Annotated in this window: 24 protein-coding genes; 7 read left to right on the top strand and 17 right to left on the bottom strand. The window is 45.8% G+C overall.

Annotated features, from left to right (window positions below; translation table 11 throughout):
- Window positions 1-43: 43 nt before the first annotated feature.
- Window positions 44-904 (top strand): SDR family oxidoreductase, encoded by an 861-nt coding sequence (locus tag AB4Y93_RS18425; RefSeq protein ID WP_441894317.1) that lies wholly within the window; start codon window positions 44-46, stop codon window positions 902-904.
- Window positions 905-1135: 231 nt separating this feature from the next.
- Here AB4Y93_RS18425 and AB4Y93_RS18420 read toward each other — a convergent pair whose 3' ends face one another.
- Window positions 1136-1984, bottom strand: a complete 849-nt coding sequence (locus AB4Y93_RS18420; protein WP_441894316.1) for an SDR family oxidoreductase — start codon at window positions 1982-1984, stop codon at window positions 1136-1138.
- A gap of 18 nt (window positions 1985-2002) precedes the next feature.
- Window positions 2003-3334 (bottom strand): aldehyde dehydrogenase family protein, encoded by a 1332-nt coding sequence (locus AB4Y93_RS18415; protein ID WP_441894315.1) that lies wholly within the window; start codon window positions 3332-3334, stop codon window positions 2003-2005.
- A gap of 260 nt (window positions 3335-3594) precedes the next feature.
- Between AB4Y93_RS18415 and AB4Y93_RS18410 the strand changes: the two genes are divergently transcribed.
- The gene (locus AB4Y93_RS18410) at window positions 3595-4164 is read left to right on the top strand and encodes a TetR/AcrR family transcriptional regulator (protein WP_441894314.1); all 570 of its coding nucleotides are present in this window, start codon (window positions 3595-3597) and stop codon (window positions 4162-4164) included.
- Here AB4Y93_RS18410 and AB4Y93_RS18405 read toward each other — a convergent pair.
- Window positions 4158-4916: an aminoglycoside adenylyltransferase domain-containing protein gene (locus AB4Y93_RS18405; RefSeq protein ID WP_441894313.1), complete on the bottom strand. Its 759-nt coding sequence runs from the start codon at window positions 4914-4916 to the stop codon at window positions 4158-4160. The genes AB4Y93_RS18410 and AB4Y93_RS18405 overlap by 7 nt on opposite strands.
- 347 nt (window positions 4917-5263) lie before the next feature.
- On the opposite strand from AB4Y93_RS18405, the gene AB4Y93_RS18400 reads away from it, so the two are divergent.
- The 5 genes from AB4Y93_RS18400 to AB4Y93_RS18380 all read left to right on the top strand — a co-directional run bounded on the left by AB4Y93_RS18400 (window position 5264) and on the right by AB4Y93_RS18380 (window position 12545).
- On the top strand, window positions 5264-7039 hold the full coding sequence (locus AB4Y93_RS18400) for an ABC transporter ATP-binding protein (RefSeq protein WP_441894312.1): 1776 nt from the start codon (window positions 5264-5266) through the stop codon (window positions 7037-7039).
- Window positions 7026-8804 carry an ABC transporter ATP-binding protein gene (locus AB4Y93_RS18395; RefSeq protein WP_441894311.1) on the top strand — a complete coding sequence of 593 codons (1779 nt, stop codon included), beginning with the start codon at window positions 7026-7028 and terminating at the stop codon, window positions 8802-8804. Before AB4Y93_RS18400 ends, AB4Y93_RS18395 begins: the two co-directional genes overlap by 14 nt.
- Window positions 8805-8920: 116 nt before the next feature.
- Window positions 8921-10354 (top strand): spore germination protein, encoded by a 1434-nt coding sequence (locus AB4Y93_RS18390; RefSeq protein ID WP_441894310.1) that lies wholly within the window; start codon window positions 8921-8923, stop codon window positions 10352-10354.
- On the top strand, window positions 10351-11451 hold the full coding sequence (locus tag AB4Y93_RS18385) for a GerAB/ArcD/ProY family transporter (RefSeq protein ID WP_441894309.1): 1101 nt from the start codon (window positions 10351-10353) through the stop codon (window positions 11449-11451). The genes AB4Y93_RS18390 and AB4Y93_RS18385 overlap by 4 nt, the downstream gene beginning before the upstream one ends.
- Window positions 11448-12545, top strand: coding sequence for a Ger(x)C family spore germination protein (locus AB4Y93_RS18380; RefSeq protein WP_441894308.1), 1098 nt, complete (start codon window positions 11448-11450; stop codon window positions 12543-12545). The genes AB4Y93_RS18385 and AB4Y93_RS18380 overlap by 4 nt, the downstream gene beginning before the upstream one ends.
- A gap of 50 nt (window positions 12546-12595) precedes the next feature.
- Here the strand turns inward: AB4Y93_RS18380 and AB4Y93_RS18375 are convergent, their stop codons facing one another.
- From AB4Y93_RS18375 to AB4Y93_RS18310, 14 genes are all read right to left on the bottom strand, one after another.
- Window positions 12596-13468, bottom strand: a complete 873-nt coding sequence (locus AB4Y93_RS18375; RefSeq protein WP_441894307.1) for an aminoglycoside phosphotransferase family protein — start codon at window positions 13466-13468, stop codon at window positions 12596-12598.
- A 96-nt stretch (window positions 13469-13564) separates the two neighbouring features.
- The gene (locus AB4Y93_RS18370; RefSeq protein ID WP_441894306.1) at window positions 13565-14620 is read right to left on the bottom strand and encodes a CapA family protein; all 1056 of its coding nucleotides are present in this window, start codon (window positions 14618-14620) and stop codon (window positions 13565-13567) included.
- A gap of 154 nt (window positions 14621-14774) precedes the next feature.
- Window positions 14775-15800, bottom strand: coding sequence for an alpha/beta hydrolase family protein (locus AB4Y93_RS18365; protein WP_441894305.1), 1026 nt, complete (start codon window positions 15798-15800; stop codon window positions 14775-14777).
- A gap of 16 nt (window positions 15801-15816) precedes the next feature.
- The gene (locus AB4Y93_RS18360; protein ID WP_441894304.1) at window positions 15817-16359 is read right to left on the bottom strand and encodes a histidine phosphatase family protein; all 543 of its coding nucleotides are present in this window, start codon (window positions 16357-16359) and stop codon (window positions 15817-15819) included.
- Between the two features lie 62 nt (window positions 16360-16421).
- Window positions 16422-16592, bottom strand: coding sequence for a hypothetical protein (locus AB4Y93_RS18355; RefSeq protein ID WP_441894303.1), 171 nt, complete (start codon window positions 16590-16592; stop codon window positions 16422-16424).
- Between the two features lie 277 nt (window positions 16593-16869).
- Window positions 16870-17322 (bottom strand): VOC family protein, encoded by a 453-nt coding sequence (locus tag AB4Y93_RS18350; RefSeq protein ID WP_441894302.1) that lies wholly within the window; start codon window positions 17320-17322, stop codon window positions 16870-16872.
- A gap of 154 nt (window positions 17323-17476) precedes the next feature.
- Window positions 17477-18394 carry a formylglycine-generating enzyme family protein gene (locus tag AB4Y93_RS18345; RefSeq protein ID WP_441894301.1) on the bottom strand — a complete coding sequence of 306 codons (918 nt, stop codon included), beginning with the start codon at window positions 18392-18394 and terminating at the stop codon, window positions 17477-17479.
- A gap of 77 nt (window positions 18395-18471) precedes the next feature.
- On the bottom strand, window positions 18472-19107 hold the full coding sequence (locus AB4Y93_RS18340) for a glycoside hydrolase family 11 protein (protein ID WP_441894300.1): 636 nt from the start codon (window positions 19105-19107) through the stop codon (window positions 18472-18474).
- Window positions 19108-19514: 407 nt separating this feature from the next.
- Complete coding sequence (locus AB4Y93_RS18335) at window positions 19515-20810, bottom strand: carbohydrate-binding domain-containing protein (protein ID WP_441894299.1); 1296 nt, start codon at window positions 20808-20810, stop codon at window positions 19515-19517.
- 154 nt (window positions 20811-20964) lie between these two features.
- Window positions 20965-21354, bottom strand: a complete 390-nt coding sequence (locus AB4Y93_RS18330) for a DUF3502 domain-containing protein (protein WP_441894298.1) — start codon at window positions 21352-21354, stop codon at window positions 20965-20967.
- A 383-nt stretch (window positions 21355-21737) separates the two neighbouring features.
- A complete protein-coding gene (locus tag AB4Y93_RS18325) occupies window positions 21738-22760 on the bottom strand; it encodes a DUF3231 family protein (RefSeq protein WP_441894297.1) in 1023 nt (340 codons plus the stop codon).
- A 186-nt stretch (window positions 22761-22946) separates the two neighbouring features.
- The gene (gene rlmD / locus AB4Y93_RS18320) at window positions 22947-24467 is read right to left on the bottom strand and encodes a 23S rRNA (uracil(1939)-C(5))-methyltransferase RlmD (protein ID WP_441894296.1); all 1521 of its coding nucleotides are present in this window, start codon (window positions 24465-24467) and stop codon (window positions 22947-22949) included.
- A gap of 112 nt (window positions 24468-24579) precedes the next feature.
- Entirely contained in the window at window positions 24580-25494 is a 915-nt protein-coding gene (locus AB4Y93_RS18315; protein WP_441894295.1) for a diacylglycerol kinase, read from the bottom strand.
- A gap of 35 nt (window positions 25495-25529) precedes the next feature.
- Window positions 25530-26303, bottom strand: a complete 774-nt coding sequence (locus AB4Y93_RS18310) for a sirohydrochlorin chelatase (protein WP_441894294.1) — start codon at window positions 26301-26303, stop codon at window positions 25530-25532.
- Window positions 26304-26307 lie beyond the last annotated feature (4 nt).

Genomic DNA, 26307 nt, shown 5'->3' with positions numbered 1-26307 from the left:
CGTGTATGACGATGGCTAAGCAACACAGGAAAGGATGATAGAGATGATTATTGTAACAGGAGCAAACGGACAGTTAGGACAGGCCGTTGTGGATCAATTACTTGAGCGAGTATCAGCAGAAACGATTGGCGTGAGTGTCCGCGATGTGACTAAAGCACAAGCACTTATAGAACGAGGAGTGCGAGTACGCAGAGGAGACTACGATGATGCCGAAAGTCTTGCCGATGCCTTCGAGGGAGCATCGCAGGTTCTTATTGTTTCTTCCGACAGCTCGGGAGAGGCTACGATCCGTCAGCATCGAACAGCAATTGATGCAGCGAAGATGGCTGGAGCCGGACGCATCTTATATACCAGCCAGATGGGCTCATCACATACCTCGCATTTTGCCCCTATGGTGGACCATGCGGCCACCGAAGAGATGCTGCAAGATTCAGGTGTACCCTACACTTCTCTTCGTAACGGCTTTTACACCGCTTCTGGCATTATGCTGCTTGGCCAAGCCATTCAAACAGGAATCTTGGCAGCTCCGGCTGACGGACCCATTGCTTGGACTTCCCACGCTGATCTCGCGGAACTAACAGCAATCCTGCTTACTGAACAGCCTATTGACGGCGTGACCCCAGTGCTAACATCTTCCGAGATGCTGGACCTGGAAGACATCGCCGCGGTAGCATCGGAACTAACAGGACGTCCAATCCGCCGGGTTGTTATATCCGATGAAGAGTATCGCGACCAGTTGATATCTTATGGCCTCCCCGAAGAACGGGCAGACCTGCTGCTCGGCATCTTTCTCGCAAGCCGCGAAGGGGAGTTCGCACGAACAGATTCCACATTAGCTAAGCTCATCGGCCGTATGCCAATGACTTTCCGAGATGTGCTGAAGACATCACAATCACTTGGTTAATCATAAAATGAACCTGGTTAAATGCAAACGGAGCAATTCGAATGATTCTGGAGAAGCGTCAGCGTTCGCTTTTGTGAGGGGATTCCAACCTTAACACGTTGATTCAAAGGAATCCCCGAGCAATGGCGATCGGAAGAACATTCGAATGCGTAGGTTGCTGCTTAACCTAAATAAAAAAGGGCTGCACCATAGTCATGTCAATGACCGATGGTGTAGCCCCTTATTTTTCAATTATCGAGAAAACAGCTTGAAGTTTGATTTATCTGGGGTTAGACCAGCAACCGGCAGAATGTTTAAGCCGAAATCTACATCAAGCAATGCACCAGAAATATACGATGCCATCTTGCTGTTCAGGAAGACGATTGGCTCCGCCATCTCACGTGATTCCGCTAATCTTCCGGCAAACCCTGTGGATTCGAGGAATTTGTCCATGCCGCCTTTCATAGCAGCGAATTCATTCGTCAGACCGCTCTGCGTTGCGGCAGGCAGTACGCCGTTAACCCGAATATGATTTTGCCCAAACACGGGGACAATTGTTGCAATGTAATAGTTGAGTGCACGTTTCGATAATACATAACCCAAAGGCCCCGGCAGCTCCGATTTCCCAAGATCGTTTAGTGCAGCCGTGATCCCTTCCCAGCCTTTCGCATCAACAACGGATTGGAATTCCGCCAGATTGTCCGGCTTCTCCCATCTCAAGCCACCGCTTGAAGAAATGTAGGAGATCGCTCCACCAGGTTTCATTCTGCTTGTGAGATACTCATCCGTGATGTATTTGTTCGCGGTAAAATTAATCGCAATCGTCGTATTGAAGTCTGTTCTAACTCCAGATACTCCAGCGATGCCGAAGAACTTGTCGATCTGTCCAGGGAGCTGTTTGAACGCTTCATCGATAGATTCTTTTTCACCTAGGCTTACTTTAATAAACGCTTTGATACCTGGTGTTGTCACTTCCATAAGATCCAGTGCGTAGACCTCAGCACCTAGATCAACAAGCATCTCTGTTGTTGCTTTCCCCATCCCGGAAGCCGCCCCGGTTACGACACAGACTTGCCCGTTATAGCCAAAATAATCTTTCATAATGATGATTCCTCCGCTCTAGTAAGTTTTGAAGATTGGTCTAGCATGAGACAGTTCCTTAAAGCCGTGGACACCGTGATAGCTGCCCATGCCGCTTTGATTAACTCCGCCAAAAGGTAGCTCATGGGTGCTCGCATGCATCGCCCAACCGTTAATCGTAATACCTCCGCAGGAAATATGATTAATGACATGATCAACAAATAATTGATTGTTCGAGAAAATAAACAGGCCCAGCGGCTTGCCGCCGTCATTGATGAAATCGATAACCTCTTGGATATCGTCGTAGGCGACAATCGGAATAACCGGTGCAAAAATCTCGTTCTGCACAAGCGCGCTGTCCAGAGTTACATCCGTAAGAATGGTTGGCTCAATCGATAAAATCGATTTGTCATGATTGCCACCAAATACAATGGATGCCCCTTTCTCCAGCGTATCCGAGATATAGCTAGTAACACGGTCAAAGTTCCGTCCGTCGACGATTTTCCCAACCTTCTCTGGTTTGTAAACCTCATTCTCATAACAGCTTGCCTTCAAGAAAGCCGAGATCGCACTTACCAGTTCATCCACTTTGGATCGAGGAGCGAAGATATGATTAACCGCCAAGCAGATCTGTCCGGCGTTCACGGTCTTGCAGATCCCAACCCCTTGGGCAACCGATTGCAAATTAGCGGTCTCATCCAATACTAGAGGAGAACGGCCGCCCAGCTCCAGGGTAACGGAAGTTAAGTTTTTCGAAGCAGCTTCCATGACAGATTTGCCGACCTTAGGACTACCAGTGAAGAAAATATGATCGAATGGCAGCTGTTCCAGTGCATGTGCAACTTCAATACCACCTTCGAAACAAGCGACTACATCTTCATCAAACGTATGCTTGATAACCATTGCAATCACAGCTGAGCAGTTTGGTGTGACTTCATTCGCCTTAACAATAGCCGTATTCCCTGCTGCCAAGAGTGCAACAAGCGGCGAGAAAACAAGATCGAGCGGGAAGTTCCAAGCACCTAGCAATAACACAACGCCTCTAGGCTCGTACTGTACATAGTATTTAGCAGTTGGAATTGTCGGGTGATCATGAACCTCATAGCTCATCCACTCTTCCAAATGCGCAATCGTATAGTCCAATTCTTTAATCACCATATACACTTCAGCAGAGTTTTTTTGGCGGCCCAAGTCCTGGAACAGCGCTTCGTCGATTTCTTCACGATGAAGCTCCAAGGCTGTACGAAGTTTTCCAAGCAGCTCAATACGTTCTACTGCCGATGTATTTTTCATTTTCCATTGGTTTTTCTTTTGCAGATGAAAGACTCTCTCCATCTCTTGCACTTGATCATTGACCAATATTTCTGTCATTAGGAGCACCTCCATACGTATACTTTGTAAGCCTTTACAGTATAGGTTCTTGGCGCTTTATCGATCAATGAACAAAAATTCAGAAAATATCAAATATTCAACAGTTGAACGAAGGTGTGACGATTAAAAGGGGAAAGTTAGACGGATTTTTGTATTGTGTCTGTCGGTAGTCAGTCCGTTTTTAATAGACAATGTGTTGTTTAATTGATTCGATGTTGTTAATATAGAACAATAGGACATGCCAATTGAGAGGGATGGATATGATGAGCGCCGACAAGGCCAAAACCGACCTTCGTATCAAGCGGACTCGAAAACTGCTGAAGCAAGCTATTATTTCACTCATACAAGAGGATTTAGATCGCAGCAAACTGACGGTTCAAGCGATTGCAGACCGCGCAGAGATAAATCGGGCAACCTTTTATTTGCATTACGTTAGTATTGAGGACCTGCTCGAGCAGACCATTGCCGAGATGCTGGACGAGATGCAGCAAACGATCTCCATTCAAACCGTTCAAAAAGCATACTCTACCTCTTCCCCTCCCGTACTAACTGCTTTTCTGGAACATTTCTATAAGAATGCCGGCTTATACAATGCCATGCTGGATAATAAAGCATTCCAGGATCGGATCTATAACATGCTGCTTGAAATCGTAAAGCTGTGGGATGAGGATAAAAAACAAAAAGGACGTCTCCCGCTCCGCGTCCGTCCCGAAATTGTTGCCGCCTCTAACCTAGGAATTGTTACCTGGTGGCTGAAAGAAAAAACTCCGTTCAGTCCTAAATATATGGCAAGCCAGCTTGAGGCTTTATTTATGAACGGAGATCAGTGAAGTTGATGGATTTTATTTTGCATATACTCGGCAAACTCTACTAACTGCTTGTTATCAAACTCCAGCTTATTTTCCCTACCGCTGTATTCCTCTAAGCATTTGTGAATCACAGAATGGAACTTGCTCGGCAATGTACGCAATCCCCATTCCCCGCCTTCCAGCTTGGAGGATACGGTACCTTCCTGCAAATACAAGAGAACTCTGCACAAATTCAAAGAATAATATAACGGTTGGTCAATAATACCCGTAGAAGCGTCTCCAATATCATTAAGAATGGATTGCACATAATATTTACGCTCTATGGGCTGAAACAATTCTTGAATCGGATTCCCGTAAAGTGTAATCCCTCGATGATAGACGACTGTACAATGTGCAGCTAGATCTGGGTCTTCAAACCCGCCGCACAGGTAATATGGGTCTGATTGATACCGCTCACGATGATAATCAGAGTAATGGTATTCAAATGGCGTCGGATAAACAAAGTTGCGTACATAAGTCTCTAAGACCACACTAAGCTCAATTCCACGTCCATTTGGCATTTCATCATGGAGCAGTAACACATGATCTGTCATCGCCTTTTGTTGGTTTTTTGATAACCTACTCTTCACAACGATTAATATATCCAAATCACTTTTATCCGGATTAAAACACCCCATGGCAAGCGATCCGTGCAAATAGATTCCACACAGGTTATCCTGTAACACCTTCTGAAAAGTGGTCACAAGTTTAGTTAAGTAAGTGTCCATATTCATATATAGTCCGCCTTCAATAATATAAAGTAAATATTGTGCCTCCCACGCGAAATGGTAAAGACAGTTATTTACAAAGTATACCATGTAAATAACTAGAAAAATTATCCGTTATTATCGTAGGTTCAACTTGCTATTTGCACATAAACAACCCGCGAGCCTCGTCAATAGAAATTCCTCATATAAACATAAAAAATCCCACTTACTTTCCAACCAAACGTGTTATAATCTCCATAGTTTTCAATTCAAGGAAGAGCCGTCTCTATTCCATTGGATGTTCCTATCCAGGAAGAGGGAGGGCTGTTCTCTCTGAAATTCGGAAATCCACACACAAAAAAGTTGGTGATCAGATGTTTCAACTCAATTGGTTATGGCAGAACTTGAAGGGCGACCGTGTACGGTATATTCTCGCGTTGTGCCTATCGGTCGTAGGTTCCTCGCTTACGATTATTAACCCGTACATTGGTCAGCGCATTGTCGATACCTTTATCGCAGGCGATAATGCCGTTCAAAATCTGACGGATAAACGGGCGCTGCTGATCGGCCTATGCATTGGCATGATTGGCTTTTCCCTGCTGCGTACGGGTCTGGCCTATTTTACAACCTTACTGTACGAACGTGCATCACAGAACATGCTGTACCGTGTCCGGATTTACCTGTACAACAAAATCCAAGGACAAGACATGCAGTATTACGACCGCAACCGTACTGGGGACCTGATGACCAAGATGACAGGTGACCTTGATATGGTGCGACACTCCATGGCTTGGATCATTAAGACGATTATCGAGTCGCTGACGGTATTCCTAGCAGCGGTCGTCTACTTCTTCTTCATCGACGTTGGACTCACCTTATGGCTGCTTCTTCTGTCGCCGCCAATTTTTATCGTAGCGTTTATTTTCGCCAGACGCGTACGCCCGATGTATATCGACCTTCGGGAGCGGCTGTCACAGCTGAATACAACAACCCAGGAAAATATTGCAGGCAACCGTGTCGTCAAGGCATTTGCCCGGGAAGAATTCGAGATACAGAAATTCTCCGAGAAGAATATTAATTATTCCACTGCGAACAAGAAAGCCGCTTTGGTATGGCTTGATTACTTCCCGTATCTGGAGACTCTCTCGCAAGGCTTTAACGTTATTCTGATGCTTGCTGGCGGACTGCTGGTAATGGACGGACGTATCACCTTCGGTGAATTTTCTGCCTTTTCCGCTCTGATCTGGGGCTTGTCTAACCCGATGCGCAACATCGGTATCATCATTAATGATATTCAGCGGTTCTTTGCAAGCCTTACCAAAATCATCGACGTCTACTATGCCCATCCTCAAATCGTTAACGAGCACAAATCAGCGGTTAAGCGGCGATATAAAGGCCGGATCCAATTCGATCAAGTAAGCTTCAAATACGACAGTGCAACGGTGCTGGACAATATCAGCTTTACGGTTGAGCCGGGTGAAACGATCGCCATTATGGGAGCAACTGGCTCAGGCAAGACGACACTGATCAATCTTATTCCACGCTTCTATGACGTGACTAAGGGCCGCGTCTTGGTAGATGGTACTGACGTTCGCAAGATGGAGCTTGATGAATTGCGCAGCAACATCGGGGTAGCTACACAGGATGTCCTGCTGTTCTCCGATACCATTGACGGCAACATTGCTTATGGCGATCCGGATATGCCGGAAGAGAAAGTAACGAAGTTCGCTAAGCTCGCAGCCGCAGATGATTTCATCCGCAAGATGCCCGAGGGTTATGATACTGTCGTTGGCGAACGTGGGGTAGGCCTCTCCGGCGGACAAAAGCAGCGTATCGCTTTGGCCCGTGCCATGGCTGTGCAGCCTCCTATCCTGATTCTCGACGATACGACTTCAGCTGTAGATAACGAGACAGAGGAGCATATCCAGAAGAGTCTTAATGAACTAGATTTCTCCTGCACGAAAATCATTATTGCACAGCGTGTGTCTACAACTGCTCAGGCTGATCGTATCCTTATTCTAGAAAACGGCCGCGTCATCGAAGAAGGCACTCATGCCGAACTATTGGCGAAACGCGGCTACTATTACGGCGTATTCAAGCTGCAGAACGAAGGCATCGAAAGAGAGGTGACCGCTCATGGCAAGAAATAAATTCGACATCGACGAGAATCTGGAGTCACCCTTTAATATACGGCACTTCAAGCGTGCACTCGTCTACATCAAACGCCAGAAGAAGCCAATGATCATCGCTTTCGTGTTAAGTGCACTGTCAGCGGGTATTGCCCTGTCTGCGCCGCTTATCATACAGCATGTTGTTGACTACACCATTCCTGCGAAGGACAAATCAGGGCTGGTCTTATGGTCAGTAGTTATGCTCGCGACCATCGTGGTCAGCGTTATTCTCGCTACGATCCGCTCTCGGATGATGACCCGTGTCGGGCAGGATATCATCTTTGATATCCGTACGGATCTGTTTAAGCATTTGCAGGAGCTGCCGTTCCAATATTATGATGATCGTCCGCAAGGTAAGATTCTGATTCGGGTCGTCAATTACGTCAACTCTGTATCAGATGTACTTTCCAATGGTATTATCAACCTTATCCTTGAGATATTGAACCTGCTCTTCATTGGTATCTTTATGTTCGCCGTCGATGCCAGACTATCACTTATCATCCTTGGTGGTCTGCCTATCTTTATCGCCATTATGCTGCTCATCAAGACGAAGCAGCGCCGGGCGTGGCAGGCCGTATCCAACAAGAGCTCCAACTTGAATGCATACATGCAGGAAAGTATCAGCGGCATTCGCGTTACCCAAATCTTCAATCGGGAACAGCGTAACGAAGGAATATTTACCCGCCTGTCCGTCAACTATCGCCAAGCATGGATGAGAACGATGTACTTCAACTTCCTTGTTCCATTCTCGGTTGATAACCTGACAACGCTAGTAACGACTTCCATCTATTTCGTAGGCTTGCTGGCACTGAGTCCTCAAGAGGTCACCTTCGGCGTCATTCTTGCTATGAGCAGCTACGCGGCACGCTTCTGGCAGCCGATCCTTAACATTTCTAACTTATATAACAGCTTTATCAATGCCGTCTCTTATCTGGAACGAATCTTCGAGACACTGGATGAGCCAGTGACTGTAAGCGATGTGCCTAAGGCCAAAGAACTTCCTCCGATCAAAGGGCGGGTAACGTTCGAGGATATGACCTTCGCCTACGATCCAGGCCACAACATACTGGAGAACTTAAGCTTCGATATTAAGGCAGGCGAGAGTATCGCACTTGTTGGTCCAACCGGCGCGGGGAAAACAACGGTCGTCAATCTGATCTCACGTTTTTATAACGTATCAAGTGGTAAAATACTTATCGATGGCTATGATATTGCGGAGATGAAGCTCAAATCGCTGCGAAGCCAAATGGGTATCATGCTGCAGGACAGCTTCATCTTCTCCGGTACGATTATGGACAATATCCGCTATGGCAAGCTCGATGCCACAGAAGAAGAAATTATCGCCGCTGCTAAGACGGTTTGTGCCGATGATTTCATCCGTGAATTCGAGAAAGGCTATATGACAGAGGTTAATGAACGCGGCTCGAAGCTGTCCCAAGGACAACGCCAGCTGATCTCATTCGCTCGAACACTGCTCGCCAATCCGCGTATCCTCATTCTGGATGAAGCTACTTCATCCATTGATGCGCAGACTGAGCGCTTGCTGCAGAAAGGCTTGAACGAGTTGCTTAAAGGGCGGACTTCGTTCATCATCGCGCATCGCCTCTCCACCGTTAAGAACTGCGACCGTATCATGTATGTAGCTGATAAAGGCATCGCCGAATCAGGCTCGCATGACGAATTGATGGCGCAGCGCGGCAGATACTACAAGCTGTATTCTGCTCAGAAAATGGAAGCTATTTAACAACACAAAGGCCTCTGATCTTACCTAAGATCAGGGGCCTTTTATATAGTCAAATCACATATTTTGCTACTTCGCTGGTTAAAGTAAGGAAATCAATGGCGAAGGAGGGAAAACGTGTGGATACATCCGTAGCAGTGATAGAGCATTATTTCAAGCAGCTGTTCTCCGATCAAAGTGACTTCCAATCAAAGCAGCTATTCATAGGCGGGATAGAGTACAGGTTGTTTTATTTTGACACGTTGATTGACTCCTCTCTCATACAAGATTTTATATTGCGGCCATTGCTATCACGTCCCCAAGAAGCCGTTCGCGATGTTGTGTCCATTCTCGACTTTGCCGAAACCGAGCTATTTGAGGAGGCCGTTCAAGCGGTTATTAGCGGAAAAACCGTCCTGCATCGTAACGGCGAGGATCGCCTTTATCTGCTTGGTGCGGATTTAAAGAAGGAGCGCTCCATCAATATCCCGACCAATGAAAGGATACTTCGGGGAGCAAACGAAGCCTTTATTGAAAACTTAGATACAAACCTTAACCTGATGCGCAAGCTCATTGCGTCTAGGGAGCTTATCGTCAAAACCTATACTATAGGGCGGCTTTCGCAGACAAAGGTAGCCGTCATGTATATCAAGTCGATTGCCAATTCGTCCATTATCGATAAATTGGATCAAAGGCTCAAAAGCATCGACATCGACTATGTAGAGGCACCTGGATTTATCGATGAGCTGATTCGTGAAAAGAAATTCAGCTTATTTCCTCAGCTGCTTATCACGGAACGGCCTGATCGCGCACGTGCTTATTTAATGGAGGGAAAAGTCGTCGTATCCACTGCTGGTTCTCCAGATACGATCATATTGCCCGTTACGTTCTGGTCGTTTTTTCAAAGTCCGGACGATTACCACAGCAGCTGGCTGGTAGGTTCGACTTTCCGCCTCCTGCGCATTTGCTGTTTTCTGCTTACAATTGGTTTGCCTGCCTTTTATGTATCGGTCAGCACCTTTAATCCTCAATTACTGCCGATCAATTTCGTTAACACGTTGCAGAGCTCGCTCAAATATGTCACCTTCCCGCCTTTGGTTGAAACATTGTCGATGATGCTTCTTCTTGAGATATTAAGAGAGGCCACCATCCGGCTGGCAAGTCCCGTCGGTCAAACGATTGGCGTTGTTGGCGGTATTGTCATCGGAACGGTTGTTGTGCAGTCTAATCTGGTGTCCAATACAATGGTGATCGTTGCTGCCTTAACGGGACTGGCTTCTTTTGTTATTCCCTCCTATGAGATGAGCAGTGCAGTCCGCCTGCTGAGCTACCCGGCGATCCTTCTCTCCTCGTTCTTTGGACTATTGGGTCTCGCGGTTTTCTTTATGTTCATTTGTATTTTCCTATGCCAAATGAGTACGATGGGCGTTCCTTACTTTACACCGCCTTTTTCCTTAAGCGATACGAAGGACACCCTCTTGCGTGCTCCGATCTGGAGCATGCGTAAGCGTCCGATAGTAACGGCACCTCATAATCACACAAAGCTACGACGTCCAAGGAGTTGGAAACGATGAGGAAGGAAGAGCATATCACCGGAAGACAGCTTATTTCACTTACGGTTATGGCACAGCTTGGCACTGAGGTATTATCCTTGCCTCATGTTGGAGCAACAACGGCCGGACATGATACTTGGATAGCCGTTCTATTAAGTGGACTAGCTGCACAGGTTGGGATCATGCTCATTTGGTGGTTGGGCAGCCTATATCCTAGGCGAAACTTCTATGCCTATAACAGCCAAATCGTCGGCAAGCCGATCGGAATATTGATTAATCTGTTTTACGGTACCTACTACGCCTTTTCCGGGCTCTTGATAACTGCTCTATATACCGACATCTTAAAAAGATGGATGTTTACGCTCACGCCAAGATGGCTTATCTTACTTATGCTGCTGATTATTTGTGGGTATGCCGCAACCTCAACGCTGAAGAGGCTAGCCTTTATATCGCAATCTTTTATGCTCTTTCCCGTCATCTGTTTTTTGCTTATCGCTTTTAGCGGAGTTTATGGATTTGACGCCAAGAATCTGCTCCCTATTGTATCCGATGGCTGGAGCCCGATTCTGAAAGGAATATATGCTGCATATAGCGCTTATGTTGGCTATGACTTATTGCTTTACGCCTACCCTTATGTACAGACCCAAAGCAGGAAGACACTGCTATGGATCATGTCCATTGCCAACGCCTGTACAATTGTGTTCTATGTCGTCGTCTGCCTCGTCTGCTCTACGATGTTTAGCTTGAAGCAGCTGATTGTTATTCCGGAGCCGATTGTTTTTATATTAAAGAACTATAAGGTCCAAATTTTACAGAGTGTCGATATTTTGTTCCTCATCTTCTATGTAAGCGTCGTAACAGCAACTGTTTACGTTTATTTCTTTATGGCTGCCAAAGCTTTCATTCATTTGCGTAGTGGAGGTTTGGGTAAGCAGCATATTTGGGTTTGGGTTATCGTATCCGCTTGTTTCATTGCAGGCCTCTTTATGACGAAGCGCAACGATCTGTTGCAAGTCGCTGCCGTTCAAGATCAGCTGTCCATCTTCTTAGTTGTCGTACTGCCAGTCATTCTGCTCATAATCTCCGGATTAAGAGGCGCTGGGAGGCGAGGAGTATGAAAAAGGGAATCGCAGTTCTCTTCCTCTGCCTGCTTCTCACGGGATGCCTCGATCAGCTGCAACTGAAAAATCTACTCTTTGTTGATGTGGTCGGGATCGATTATGAAGAAGGCAGCAAACAGCTCAAGGTTGACTTTGTCATTTCGTCGCTTAGGGAAGCTAACCTCGGAGGAGGCAGGCAGTCTGCCTTATTTATGGAAACAACAGGAGCTAACCTCTATGAGGCCGTATCAAAAACAAACAAGGAAATACCCGGTATCCTCTCTGTTCTAGAGACCCGGCTGTATTTAATAAGCAATAAGTTCGCTAAAGAACAGCCACTGGACCATTTGAATATTGCCAGTCAGTTTGCATCCAATCCGTTATATGCTTATCTGGCGATCTATGACGGCGACCTCTCGAAGCTGTTGTCGAAAAAAAGCATGAAGGATCAGACGGTATCTAACTTTTTGATCGGCTTATTAGACGACGAGAAGAGTAGAGGACGAATCCCTTCAAATAAACTGCTTCACTATATTCTTGGGGGCACGCAGTTCATGAATGACTTCGCACTCAATCGGTTCGAGCCCTACAAGGACAGTGCACGGCTTGCAGGCACTTCCTTATTTAGTGACGGGCGATATACCGGGATTAATCTGAGTAATGAAGACACTCAACTCGCGAACCTAATGGGAGGAGAAACGGGTAAAAACCAGCTAATCATTGGTGAGCAAAATGGCATACATTATTCCATTCTCGTTCAAAATGCTGACCGGCACTTTAAGATTAATATGGATGCTGATAAGCTTCGCGAGATAGCCGTCAACATACAGATGGATGTCAAATTAATCGAAGATGGCCCTGAGTTAAAGAAGCATACCAATAAAGAACTCGCTAAGACGGAAAAAGCCATTGAAGCCGATCTAACTTCAAAGGCAGCTAAAGTGATGGCAACTCTTCAGTTGGCCAATTGCGACTACTTGCAGCTGGCACATGAAGTCGCAGCCTTCCATCCCAAAGTATACGCTGGATTGAGCTGGCGTGAGCAATATCCGCAGATGGGTATCAAACCTCAAGTAAAGGTAAGGATCCTTAACAACGCGATTCTGGAATAAAACAAGCGCCATACCATTAGGTAGGCGCTTGTTATTATGCTCCTGAACCGCTATTCATTCAATAACACATCGATAACCCGCTTCGCTTCTCTTGCAGATTCGGACTCCTTATCTTCCGCCGCGTAGGTGATTAATGCCTTCCATAACGCCCAGCCTCTTGCGCGATTTTCCGTATCGACGTCCAGGCCTATCGCTTGAAGGAACACTCGTCTGCTCTCTTCATCAAAAAAAGTCCATGCCATCGTTAACTCAATAGCAGGATCACCAACGGCCATTATGCCAAAATCAATCACGCTCGATAGCTTGCCGTTCTTTACAAGAAGATTTCCCGGCGCGATATCACCATGAATCCACACAGGCTCCCTTGTCCATTCCGATGCTTTCGCTCGATTCCATATCTCAAGGCATTTTTCGGTATCGACTAAATCACCTAGCGCTTCAAGAGCCTGTAAAGTCCCCTCATCATAGACCATTAGAGGACAGCCTCTGAAATAGTTATGCTCCCCGCCTGCTGGACCATTCGATGCGTCGATGGCTTGAAGCTCCTTAATAAATAAAGAAAGCTCCACAGCAAATTCATTTAAGCTTAAGATATTGTCATATCTTAATGTTTCTCCGTCAATCCACTTATTCACTGACCAATAAAAAGGATATTCCTCATCAGGTATTCCTTTTGCCAGAGGAGCTGGAATAGGCAGCGAAATATGAGGCTTCAGCTTAGGAAGCCAGTAAGCTTCCTTCTCAGCTTGCGGTGCGTGGCCCTCGTCTCTTGGCAGCCTCACGCTCATCTCATCGCCTAGGTGAAAGGTGAAGTTGTCATATCCTCCTTTTTCAACAGGACGGATAGGCAGGTCTACCCATTGCGGTAATTGCTTCTTAATTAAACGGCTGACTAGCTCGGTATTTATGGTGTACGTATTCATATCTTCACTCCAGTACAAATTCCATTTGACGAAAGTATAGTTCGCGCTGTGCTTTGTTACAATGTTGAATTTGGTTATATTCGAATTTTATCTATTCTATTTCCCGGAAATTGTTCCGTCGTTATTGACCTTCACATTAAAGGAGATCTTGTTCAGTTTTGAATAAGTCGTCTCATTGTAGGCTGCTTCCCTTAGAGTTGGTCTAGTATTTACTAATTTGACCGGTGTAACTTTGCTGCTTACCTTATCACCGTCAAACGTCAACGTAGCAATCATGGAATCGGTAGCTTTGTTCGAACGCTGCGTTGGTGTGAACACAAAGTTTCCGAGGGAGTAGAAGATTGGTTTCCCTTTATACGTCTCAATCCCTTGTAAACAATGGCTGTGACTCCCCATCACCGCATCAACTCCAGCATCGATAAAAGCCTTCGCATACGTTCTCGCATAATCCTCCGGGTAATCTTGATACTCGTTATTCCAATGGATATAGATGATGGTGATATCGGAATATTTCACTGCATTTTTCACATAGCGCATCATCAGATCAAAGTTATACCCGGATGCGATACCAGCTTTCTTATCCCCAGCGTACCAGGATGGCCCAGACAGAACCCGGCTGATGCCAACGATCGCTACTTTTTTACCGTTCACCTTTTTGGAATAAGCGGTAAAAGCTTCGTCTATATTGCTGCCAGCGCCGGTCCGGCCAATCTTATACTTGTCCAAATTCTGTACGGTATCTTTCAGGGCATCCACCCCATAATCGAGCATATGATTATTGGCAATCGACACTCCGTCAATCCCGGAATTCACGATGCTTTCGAGTGTTTTGGGAGCGGAGCGGAAGGTGTAGGTTTTGTTGGCCTGTTGCCCGCGTGTAGAGATCGGAGTCTCCAGGTTGGCGAAGCTAATGTCCGAACTAGATAAAATATCATGTACCTGCTCAAACGGATAATCAATACCGTACTTATCGATATTAGCCGCTACTTTCCCATCTAGTAAAATGTCACCAGCAAAGCTGATTTCAATCGGCTTATTCTGTTCAGCCTTCTTTGCAGAAGCAGCCTGTACAGCGTCACCACTTACAGAAGCTGACTCTAGATTAAACCCTACAAAAATAAGAATGGCCGCAAGGTACTTTAGAATAATCATCCATATCCACCTTCTCTCTGAATCTATTGATCCTCTGCAAGAAATCTACTAATGTGTATGCTCGTAGAAGGAAATAGATTACTAGAAGGCAAGGAGTTGGCATGGAGATTTGCAAAAAAAAGAAGCCGTGACATACGGCTCCTATGGTTCTCAATTATTCTGATAATCTTTGATAGAGCCAGCTAACGGATACCCTGCCGCTAATCTCGTGTTTGCCTGGATGAATATCTGACTCGAGATGTTCTGGTACTCCCCATTCGGTGTAGGTTTCCAGAAGGATAGTAATTGCATTGCGCGTATCCTTCACTGGGAAGATGGGGTCATACTCTCCTGATTCTACGAACAAAGCTCTAGGGGCAATAAGTCCGGTAATCTCCGGCTGCTCCGCTTCAAGCATAATACCCGGCAAATAATTGTCTATACAATGAGGCATAGCGAGCACGCTGCCTTGAAACGTATTGACCCAGCTGCATAATACCGTTGCTTTCACACGCTCGTCCAGTGCTGACGTATACGCCCCAATTAAGCCGCCACCAGAAAAGCCAAACACACCAATCTTCCCAGCATCTACTTCGGATCGGGATTGCAAATAATCGATTGCTCTAATTGCTTCATATACTCTCATCCCCGCTAATGTTCTTCCGTACGTGAGCAGATGAGAGGCTAAAGCTGCACAGGAGTTGTTGCTGCTTGAGCACACCTTAAGCTCGTTAGCCAGCCGACGATCACCAAAGCCCATGATCTCAGGAATGACAACAATCATCCCCTGTCGAACCAGTTGAACCGCAAAGCGGTTGTAAATACCTGCATCGTCCAGCTCTTGACCTTCCTCGTCAAAGCCCATCGCATCTCTCATCCCATTGCCATGCCCATGGCAGGCGAGCACTGCTGGTAATGGGCGCTCTTTTCCTTTCGGAACGAGTAACCAGACTGGTACATCAACTGACTCCATAGTCGAGTAAGTAACCTTCTCCAGTATAAAATCTCCGTAATCGACACGATCAATGAGTTGAGCATGAAGCGGAAAATTCCTATCAGGTAATGTTCCTAAAGCTTGCTTCAGCTTCTTCAGCAACCCAGCTCTTTTTTCCTCTGGCGATGTTGTACGAATAGCCTGTCGTCTATCTGCTGCCGTATGTTCATACAGCTGCTTCAGCATTGCATCCATCGTCCAATTCATAGTCTCACCTGCTCCCTTACTCCGCGCATATACGACGAATAACCGGAGCATTCTCTATGAAGGATAGATGAAAGACATCCGGATTGGACAAAGCTTCCCATTCTTCAAATCCGATACGGTTATCAAAATACTTCAATAGAAGGGATATCAAGTTGCCATGTGATACAACTATAATATTTTTATTTTCACGAATTAGAGCTTCCCTAACTACGCTAATAGCCCGGCTCATAGCCGTGTTACTGGATTCCCCGCCTTCATAGCATAAATCCAAGTCATCGTAAGTATAACGAAGTCTGTCAAGCCACTCCGGATGATTCTCGCTGGATAAGACTCTCTCAGCCAATCTATGATCCAGCTCCACTTCTATGCCAAGCTGATCAGCTAGTGGCTTTATTGTACGAACAGCTCTCTCATAGGGACTTGATAAGATACAATCAATCTCTTTATCCATAAAAATTGCAGCAAGCTCTTCCGCTTGCCGAACACCTGACTCCGTCAGCCCAGCATCAGGTGCCTGCCCAACTGCTTTGCAATGTCGTATGACATAGACATTTTTCATTTCGCGGTCCTCCTGCTTAACTAGTTCTTACATTAGTTGAACAACCAACTTTGCTGATATTTTCAGGCATCCGGTGGATTCTTTTTTTTGCTAAACCCGCCGAATACTACGCCAAATGCGATTCCAAGTCCGATACCAACAGAGATATTATCCATTGCCACGCCAATCGCTACACCAAGGGCAATTCCTACTGCAAGCGCAGTTGCGGGTTTCATTTTGTTCTTCCTATCCATAATACCTCCACCTCCATTGCTGTCTTTAATAAATACGTCCGTCTAAACTGGCGGTTTCTATAATCTTAGTCTTGTCAAAGTAACCATTTGCTTGTGCCCCGTACTGTCTATAATTTGTGTGCTTTAGTTGAGAAAACGGCAGCTCACATGTATGAGCTGCCGTAGTGTCTTTCTTAAGCTAATTCACCGTTAGTTGAGTTCTTTTAATTTGGTTTTGCATTGATTTCATTAAAGTTCATGCAAACCTAGGGTCGCCCAGTCTTCTTTTAAACGTCACTTATTTATTACCGAGTTGTTCCGCCAAACCGATTAGATGTCCTTCATTCCCACGAATGTAGCAGAGCCGATACGAGTTCTCGTACTGAACCACTTCGCCAACGAGCTGAGCACCATGCTTAGTGAGTCTGGATACCAGTTCGTCAATGTCTTCAACAGTGAACATGACGCGTAGATAACCGAGAGCATTTACAGGAGCAGTTCGGTGATCTGATATAGCAGGTGGGGTGAGAAATCGCGACAGTTCAAGTCGGCTGTGGCCATCTGGGGTAACCATCATAGCAATCTCTACACACTGTGAACCCAGCCCGGTTACACGACCAGCCCATTCACCTTCAACAGTAGCTCGCCCTTCGAGCTTCAAGCCAATCTCCTCGAAGAAAGAGATTGAGTCATCAAGGGACTCTACAACGATGCCAACATTGTCCATTCTTAGTAAATTGTTTTTTGCCATAATTTTATCTCCTTATGTGTACATACCTGATATCTTTATATTTATTCTATCAAAAATTGCTAATTCCCTCCAAATGATTAATCTAACACGAGCAGGCATTATACAAAAGACACGGAACAATTCCGTGTCTCTAGTCACTATCTCAAATTCCCTTTTACCCATTGCGGGTCACACGAAAACCTTGATCGGGGCCAAAGCCATTCGCCTCAAACTTACCTCGAAAAGCTGTCTCACTGCTGCTAATGTCTCCGATCCAGCCGCCACCCTTAACAACCCGTAAAGAGCCGCTGTCGCTATTCAAGTCTCCGTACCAGTTCCAGCACCATTCCCTTACGTTACCTGACATATCGTAAAGTCCTATCTCGTTTGGTTTCTTACCACCAATCGATTTGGTCTGAACATGGTTGTTTTCAATTGCTGGCCAGTTCCAATCTCCAGACAACGGTATTTCCCCGGCATTTCTCCAATACCATTCTACTTCATCGGGATTATTGCTTCCGCTGTAGGTGTAGCTCTTACTCATCTGACCGCCGCCTGCGGCATATTCCCATTCTGCTTCTGTTGGCAGCCGGTAACCATTAGCTTCCGCGTTGACTGTTACTATCCATTTTATATCATCGTTTTCGCTCTTATTATTCGGGTCTTTTGTATTCTTATCTATATTATAAAATGGTTTATAACCCTCTTTAATACTCCTATTATTACAGTACTCAATTACGTCGTACCAGCTCACCATCTCTACCGGCAGATTGTCGCCTTTGAACTGTGATGGGTTACTTCCCATGACTTCGGTCCACTCTTTTTGTGTGACTTCATATTTACCCATATAAAAGTTAGAAAGCGTTCCATTTAAACCATAGTAGTTAGATTTTGTATTCTTAAACGTTCCGCCTTTGACCAACACAAAGTTGGTCATCTTGTCCGTCTTCTCTATCCTATCAGTCGTACCAGTACTAGTCGCCACGGGACTTTCCTTACTTTGAGTCTGCCCCGTCTTATTGGGCTTATCTTGCGAGCAAGCGCTGATCACAACCATTGCCGTTATCAGAAGGAATATGATTGGCTTTCTCATTGTTTTAATCTCCTTTAAAATTCATAAGGCCGCCGGCTGTGAGACCGGCAGGCCTTATTTCTATCAAATGATTATTTTTACCACACCGTTACGTTAGAGCTGCCGCTGCTTTGATAGCCTTCAGTCGCGAGTACCTGGTAAGACCAGCTGCTTCCCAGATTCATTCCTTTGCTCTTCCAAGCGTTAACGTGGTTGCTGAATGTGATTGCAACGTTGCTGCCTGTCGCTCTCTTCGACTGACGAACACTCCAGTACTGAGTGAAGGTTGCCGTTCCATCAATGGAAGGTTGGTTAACCCGTTGAGTCGTATAGATATCATAAGTGCCGCCATCGCTGCTTACAGTGCCTTTGAATGTGCCAGTAGGTCTGTAAGTACCCCAGCTATCGACAACGTAATATTCGATAAGGGAGTTTCTTGTCCATCCGTAAAGCGATAAGTATCCGTTGCCGCTTGGCGCAAATACTCCTGCATTATAATTAATAACACGGGAAGCTGATCCAGTACCCCATCCTTTACCAACAACAAAATTCCCTGTATTTGACCATGTAACGCTGTAATTACCGCCAGATCCATTGGTAGCATTTACGGTACCGCCGCCATCTGTCCAATTTTGCCAGTAGTCTGTTGCTGCATTTGCCGAAGCTGCAAACAAGCCAATGCTCATAGAAGCTGCAAGTAATGTTACCGCGATTTTCTTTTTAATTTTAAACATAATCTACCTCCTGGAATTTGGTTTGACTGGACTTACATACTACTTGAATCATTTGTTCCGTTTGATTCTAGATGCAGTACTGTAAATATTCCCGTGTTTCCATTTACCAATTTCTTACTATAACCTCCTCTCTGAAAAGAGTATAAAAGGAAAACGCTTTCATGAATACGGAACAGATTAAAGGTCTATCCCTAATTTCTTAAGTAATTTCACCTTCAGCAACATTTATGACGGGCGTTCGTCAATAAAAGCAAATAAAAATATGGTAAGGAGCAGATGACGATGGTGTCGCCGTGGTTGAACAGGACAGTAAGCTATATATCGCTGTACGCAATATGTAAGTGAGGACGGCGCTCTGCACCAAAAAACATTCACTCCACTGTTAAGCGAAATGAAGGTTTTTGTGTCTATTGGTGCATGCCTTTACCGCTGCCTGCTCCCCCTCGGCCTCCACCACCGCGTGATTGGGTAATTTCAGTAATCTTTTCTCCATTGACCGTAACATCTCCGCCGTTTAATTGAGCTGTTCCATCCGAGTCAAAAGCGGAAGCTGCTTCTACATTAATGGTACCTCCATTAATATAGAGATCACCGTTTGAATCAAAAGCATCCGTATCACCGCTAGCCATGCTTACATCAATCGTACCGCCATTCACTTCAATCACCACATCAGAATTGACTTTTGGTGAGGCATTTACACCATCATTGTTCGCATACAAGGTGATTTGACCATCGTTTATTTTAATATAGTTTGCCTCAATGCCTTCTTCACTTGTCTTAATATTAATCGTGCCGCCATCAATCTGAACCATGCTGTTACCTCGGATTGCATCATCAGCAGCCGAGATATTTAAAGTGCCATTTTTAATATAGATATACCCCAGGGAAGCATCCTCTTCGTTCTCACTGTGCAGGGCATCCTTATCGGAATCTATTGTAATTGATCCATTATTAATAAGGATTGCATCATTAGCCTCTAATGCATCCGCAGAGGATTGAATGGTATAGACGCCTCCTGTAATTTTAAGATCATCCTTTGAGGAAATGCCATTCCCTTCACTAGATACAATTCCTAATGTACCAACTCCATTCAGGGTCAGATCTGCTCTGGAGAAAATAACGGCATCCAGATTAGTATCTCCATCCGCCACATAGCTTCCGGAAACCTCCATGTTGTTCTCACTGTCTGTCGTTGTAACGAATACTTTATCCGCAGCTTTTACATAAATGGCTGGTGCATCTTCATTGGTTATGCTGGCGTCATTAAGGACGATTTGAACTTTGGCATCCTCAGGAGCTTCGACCGTAACTGTTACATTACTCACCTCGCCGCTTAAGACATATATACCTTCTGTATTCAGCGTCACATCTTTATTACTTTCCAATTGGATTTGTGTGGCCGCTGTAAGATCCACCGACTGTTCGAGATCCCGGTCACTGAATAGCTCCGATGTATCTAGAGCGGTAGTGTCAGCTGCTGACGTTCCAGTTCCAGTTCCAGTTCCAGTTCCAGTTCCAGTTGATGTCCCTGTATTACTTGCTGATGGACTGGTTTCTGATTGAGTGGGAGTTGATTGGGCGGTTGCAGTTGAAGCAGCAGCATTCTCGCTGCTGACTTGTGCCTTAGAGCATCCCACCGCAGATACGCTAAGTAATAGAGCCAATGTAATAGCACTTATGTTATTAAACCTCGTTTTTTTCATAAATGAACACTCCTTTTTATCCTTTGTTTTATCTGAATCACTTGATCTCGCCTTGGCATATTTGAATCATAAAGTACTATTCTTAAATCAAACTTAAACTTAAAAATACAAAAAAGACACGGAAGGAGCTATTCCGTGTCTTTACCTTCAACTTTTATTTCTTGCCGTTTTCCTGCAGCCAAGCGTCCAAAGCGGTTTGGGCACCCTCGACAATTTTATTAATACCCGCGCTTTTCAGCTTCTCGTTGTATTTGGCCAGGTGCTCCGCAGGATCCAGCGTTCCGGTAAGAAGGCCAGGCGAATACTCCTTCATGACGGCATCAACATTCGCTTTCTCCGTCTTAACCGCCGGGAAGTCCCAGCTGAAGCCAAGCAGCGGCGAAACGATTGCCGAGTTGTTCCACTCCTTCGTAATTTCCCACGTTTTCGGATCATAGCCGCCATCCTTGATCGTGCTTACATGAGTTCCGTTAACCAGCTTGTAATGCTCACAGGAGGTTGTACAAATACGGATCCGTGTTGACCAGGCTCCCAATTGTCCCAAAGTATATCGAATTTAGCAGGCCAAACAATAATCGAATACAAGTAACTGTTTCCACTACCTTGCCCTTTACTTCAATAAACTACATTACCGGGCGGATGACCAATTCATTCACATCGACGTCGGCCGGCTGCTCGATGGCTCAAGCAATCCCTCAGCGTTCCCGGACACTGGTGAAATCGCATGTTCATATAGAATCCTCATTGTTTTAATGACAACTCCTGTGTATTCAAAATGGGCAGCCACTTGTGTACGGCCCAGAGCCGTTCATATTTATGGATTTTGTACCATAGTGGAAAAACAAATGATGGCTTTATAGCAAAACAAAAAGAGAGGTTCGCCGCCCCTCTTTTGCTTTTTCCGCTAATATTCGCTAACAGCTTAGCTTAAGATTGAATCAACGATTTTCGATTTGTCGTAAGAGGCGGTTGTTCGAGCCATTTCCGTTCCACCATGATATCATATGTATCTTTGGCGTACGACATCACCTTAGCAATGATTTTGGTATAGTCAACAGTGAGATCTGCTCGCATGGACAGAGACAGGGCATGTGAAATCAAGAGAATGTCTACCGAGTTCAATATATTTATCATCGCCATGATAAACTTATCTGAAAACGGTGAAACAATAGAATTTGTAACTTCCATGCTTACTGTTACCGTTCCGAGCAAATCCTCCTCCATAAGCAGATTATTAAACAGGTCAATTTGTTGTTCGCTGATTTTTTTGCCTCTAAGGACTAGATCCTTCAATTTTTTATCTTCCATTACTTGCGCAAATCCAAGCATGATAATTACTGAAAAGTAATTTCGTTCAATATTGAAAAATATTTCAGATAACTCAATTGCATTGAGAGGTCGCTTCCCGCCAAACATCCCGTCAATGAATGAGATTTTCTGAATGTACTCAATTTTATCAGGGTAGTTCATTTTTGGCGGGCGGTCATAAATCCCTTTCTCCAACATCATTCGCACCGCTTTCCCGAACATCTCGGTAGACGTATGCAGACATTCTTTGAAAAAATCCAATACATCGAGCCGAACGTTATTAGAGGCCGTAAAAGAAAAATTAATCATTCCCAGCCGATTCGTCATGTAGATAAAGCTTAGGGTAAACGTATCGTGAAAAAGCGGAGGAGCAGCTAAATTCACATCATTTTCCGAAAACCCCGCGGGTATCGGGAAATTTTCCGCAAGAAAGATTTTTTTGATTTTATCTACTCGTTCTTGCGAAATCTGCAATGCCTCTTTAGCCAGGGGAACAATCCCTCCATCTTGAAGATGATGCAGTAAGTAGGTAAGGAAACATACCGTCATGCTTTCTTGGAGATAAATGGCCCATAGTCCCCCGATTTCCGTACAGCTTAATTCAATATTTGTTGGTTTTACATGAGGTTGCTGAAACGTCATACGATTCCTCCGCTACATTATGCTTTCTTCCAAGACTTAGTGTCTTACCTTGTTTTGTATTTTATTCACTTTGAGAAGGATTCGTGGACACCAACTTTCCTTCACAAAAATGATTTGTACAAAAAAAAGAGGGGGTCGCCGCAGATTCGCCGCCCCCCTTTGCTATTTCCGCAATACATCCCCGAATTAATTTCCCTCCCGCACTAACAGTGAACAGCACTCAACATGGCTCGTCCACGGGAACATATCAACCGGCGTTACTTCCACCGTCTTATACCCGCCTTCTTCTAAAGTATGAAGATCACGCGCCAGCGTCGAAGGATTGCAGCTTACATAAACGACCCTCTCCGGTTGCATAGCCAGGATCGTATCGAGAAGTGCAGGGTCGCAGCCTTTGCGCGGCGGATCGACGACGATAACATCGGGGATAATTCCCTCTTCACGCCAGCGCGGGATTACCACTTCAGCTGGTCCAGCCTCAAACGAGGCATTCGTAATGCCGTTAAGCTCAGCGTTGCGTTTCGCATCCTCAATCGCTTCCGGCACAATCTCAACGCCATAGACGCGTCCGGCTTTTCGCGCGAGGAACAGCGAAATCGTCCCGATGCCGCAATAGGCATCAATCACTGATTCCGTACCAGTCAGCTGTGCATAGTCCACCGCTTTGCGGTACAACTCCACCGTCTGAGCCGGGTTTACCTGATAGAAAGAACGTGCCGATATCGCGAAACGGATACCGTCCAGTTCATCATAGATAACCTCACTGCCCCATAATACCTTGGTCTCATCACCAAAGATCACGTTAGTATCACGTGTATTTACGTTCTGCACAATGCTCTTCACTTCCGGCAAGGCTGCGCGAATACGCTCTACCCATTGTTCAGCCTGTGGCAGCTTTCTGCCGTTCGTCACAAGAACGATCATAATCTCGCCGCTCACAAAACCAGTCCGCGTCATCACATGGCGAAGTAGTCCTTGACCGGACTCCTCATCATAAGCCGATACCTCGAGCTCACGCCCAATTGTCTTCACAATACGAACAACTTCATCATTCCGGTCATGCTGGATATGGCATTCATCCGTATCAATGATGCGGTGACTTCCTTTGGCATAAAAGCCTGCAATCAGCTCCTGGCTGCCGCTAGCGGATACTCCCGCTCCAATCGGCACCTGCGCCTTATTGCGATAGTGCCAAGGCTCAGTCATCCCAACTGTCGGATGAACCACAACGCCTTCTTTATCATCGCCGGCAATCGTCAGCTTCCCGATTCGCTCTAGCGAATCAATAACATGCTGGCGTTTCCAGCTCAGCTGCGCATCATAATCCATATGTTGTAGCTGACAGCCGCCGCATTTGTCATAAATACCGCATACCGGTACAACGCGTTCCGCGCTTGCATCGATCAGCTCTTGAAGACGAGCGTAGCCGAAAGTTTTCTTTACCTTCATCACTTTCGCCCGTACCCGCTCGCCTGGAAGCGCCCCTTGGATGAACAGGGTAAAGCCATCAGCTCGGCCTACCCCTTCTCCGTCATGAGTTAAGCCGATGATATCAACAACGACCTCATCGTTTTTTTGCACAGGGGCATCTACTACCGCAGCCTGAGCACCACCTCTTGCTCGTCCATTATTCCGGCTGCTGCCGGCCGAAGCCTGCAACTTGCCTTTTCTATTCGAACCCGCATTACGCGATTGATTTCTATTCATTATTGCTCTCCGCTTCCTCATGCTATTATCCCTATAGTGTAATGCATCTGCAAAAAGAAATAAACCTCCAAGGCATGCACAAAGCCTGCCAATAGAGGTTTACTCTTGTCTCTTAACGATGACGATAAGTTGCTTCGCCAAGCTCATCGGCAAAAATTCGCAGATGCGAAGGCAATACCGAGAACGTAAACGGCAGTGTACCACCGTATTCGCCGTCCAAGTTAATTTGGACGTAGCTTGGTGAGGTCACCTTAATCTTATTGGTCCGGAAATGAATGACATGGGAATCATTCAGATGCTCACCACGAAGAGCAAGTGTAGCGATCCGGATAAACTCGGCAAGGTTGCATCTCTTAAGCAGCACAACGTCGAATAATCCGTCATCCAGCTTGGATTCCGGTGCCAGCTTCTCGAATCCACCAACCGAGTTACTGTTACAAATCAGGAAGAGCATAAATTCCTCATGGAATTTACCTACACCTTCTGCTTCAATAACTAATTCTGTTGGGCTAAGCCGGGTCATTTTCTCTAACCCTTTCAAATAATACGCCAGCTGTCCAATCATCGTCTTCAGCTTGATCGGCACATCATAGGTCAGCTCGGTGAGCGAGCCTCCCCCTGCAATATTAATGAAATAACGCTCATTAGCCTGACCAACATCGATTGGCCGTGTGTAATTCTGAATAATGAGGTCACAAGCATATTCCCAATGCTTCGGGATACCCATCGCACGGGCGAAATCATTGGTTGTTCCAAGTGGTAAAATACCAAGAGGCGGCCTGTTTGGCTTATTCGCGAGCCCGTTAATTACTTCATAAATTGTACCATCACCGCCTGCCGCGATGATCAGATCGTAGTCACGATCGGCCGCATCCGCTGCAGCAAGCGTCGCATCACCCGCTCCAATCGTTGCATGACAGCTCGTTTCGATACCCGCTTGATCGAGCTTCTGCAGTATATCCGGGAGACGCCGTTTCATTTCTTCTCTTCCCGATGTCGGGTTGTAAATCAATCTTGCACGCTTCATAGACTAACCCACCATTTCTTTCAAAAAACGGTCATCTAATTCTCCTGAAGCCAAGCCGTCATCCGCCGCTCCAGCCAGCGTTCGATCGCTGGATGAGGCAGCATCGCCTGCCCGTTATACCGGTAATTAAGACCCTTTAACCTTGTAGGAATAACCGTTTTCGTAAAATATCCCTTGCTCAAAAACAAAGGAACAACAATAACCGCTTCATTCGGCCGCTCTTGCTGCAGAGCTCTTACCTGTTCTGCCGCTTGATCTGGGAGGAGCATTGCTGTCGCCGAATGGGCGAAGCCGCCTAGCTTCCGCAGACGTTCCGCAAGCAGATCCAGTCCTTGCTGCCAGCGTTCATGGAAGACCTTCTCCTTGCTGCCATGGGCAATGAGCATAACCGTCTCTGTTTCAGGATGGACAGATAATGACTTAATATTCGACAGCAGCAGCTCCGCAATATCTGAATCATCATCGATTGGCATACCGTAATGGACATTCGCCTTCACCCGGAAGGTTCCAAGATCCCCTTCCAGCTCCGCTGCGGGAGGAAGACCAAACGCTTGCCCAATCTCATCGACATGTGTGCTGCCTGACGAAATAAATAAGGGCAGAACGAATAAATCCGTAACGCCCTGCTCTTCTAACGCATCAATTCCATCCTGAATCAAACGGCCTTCCACGATTTCGAGGAAAGAAGAATAGACCGGCACGCCTCTTACAAGCGGGGAGGCTGCAGCAGCGGTAACCGCTTCATCGACCAGCCGAACCCATTCTGCTTCCCTCGAACCATGACTGATGACTAGAATCCCCGGCTTCATGGCA

The organism is Paenibacillus sp. YAF4_2 (genome assembly GCF_052113225.1).
GTDB lineage: Bacteria > Bacillota > Bacilli > Paenibacillales > Paenibacillaceae > Pristimantibacillus.
The sequence above is the reverse complement of the archived record's forward strand: the minus strand, read 5'-3'. Positions and strand labels throughout refer to the sequence as shown.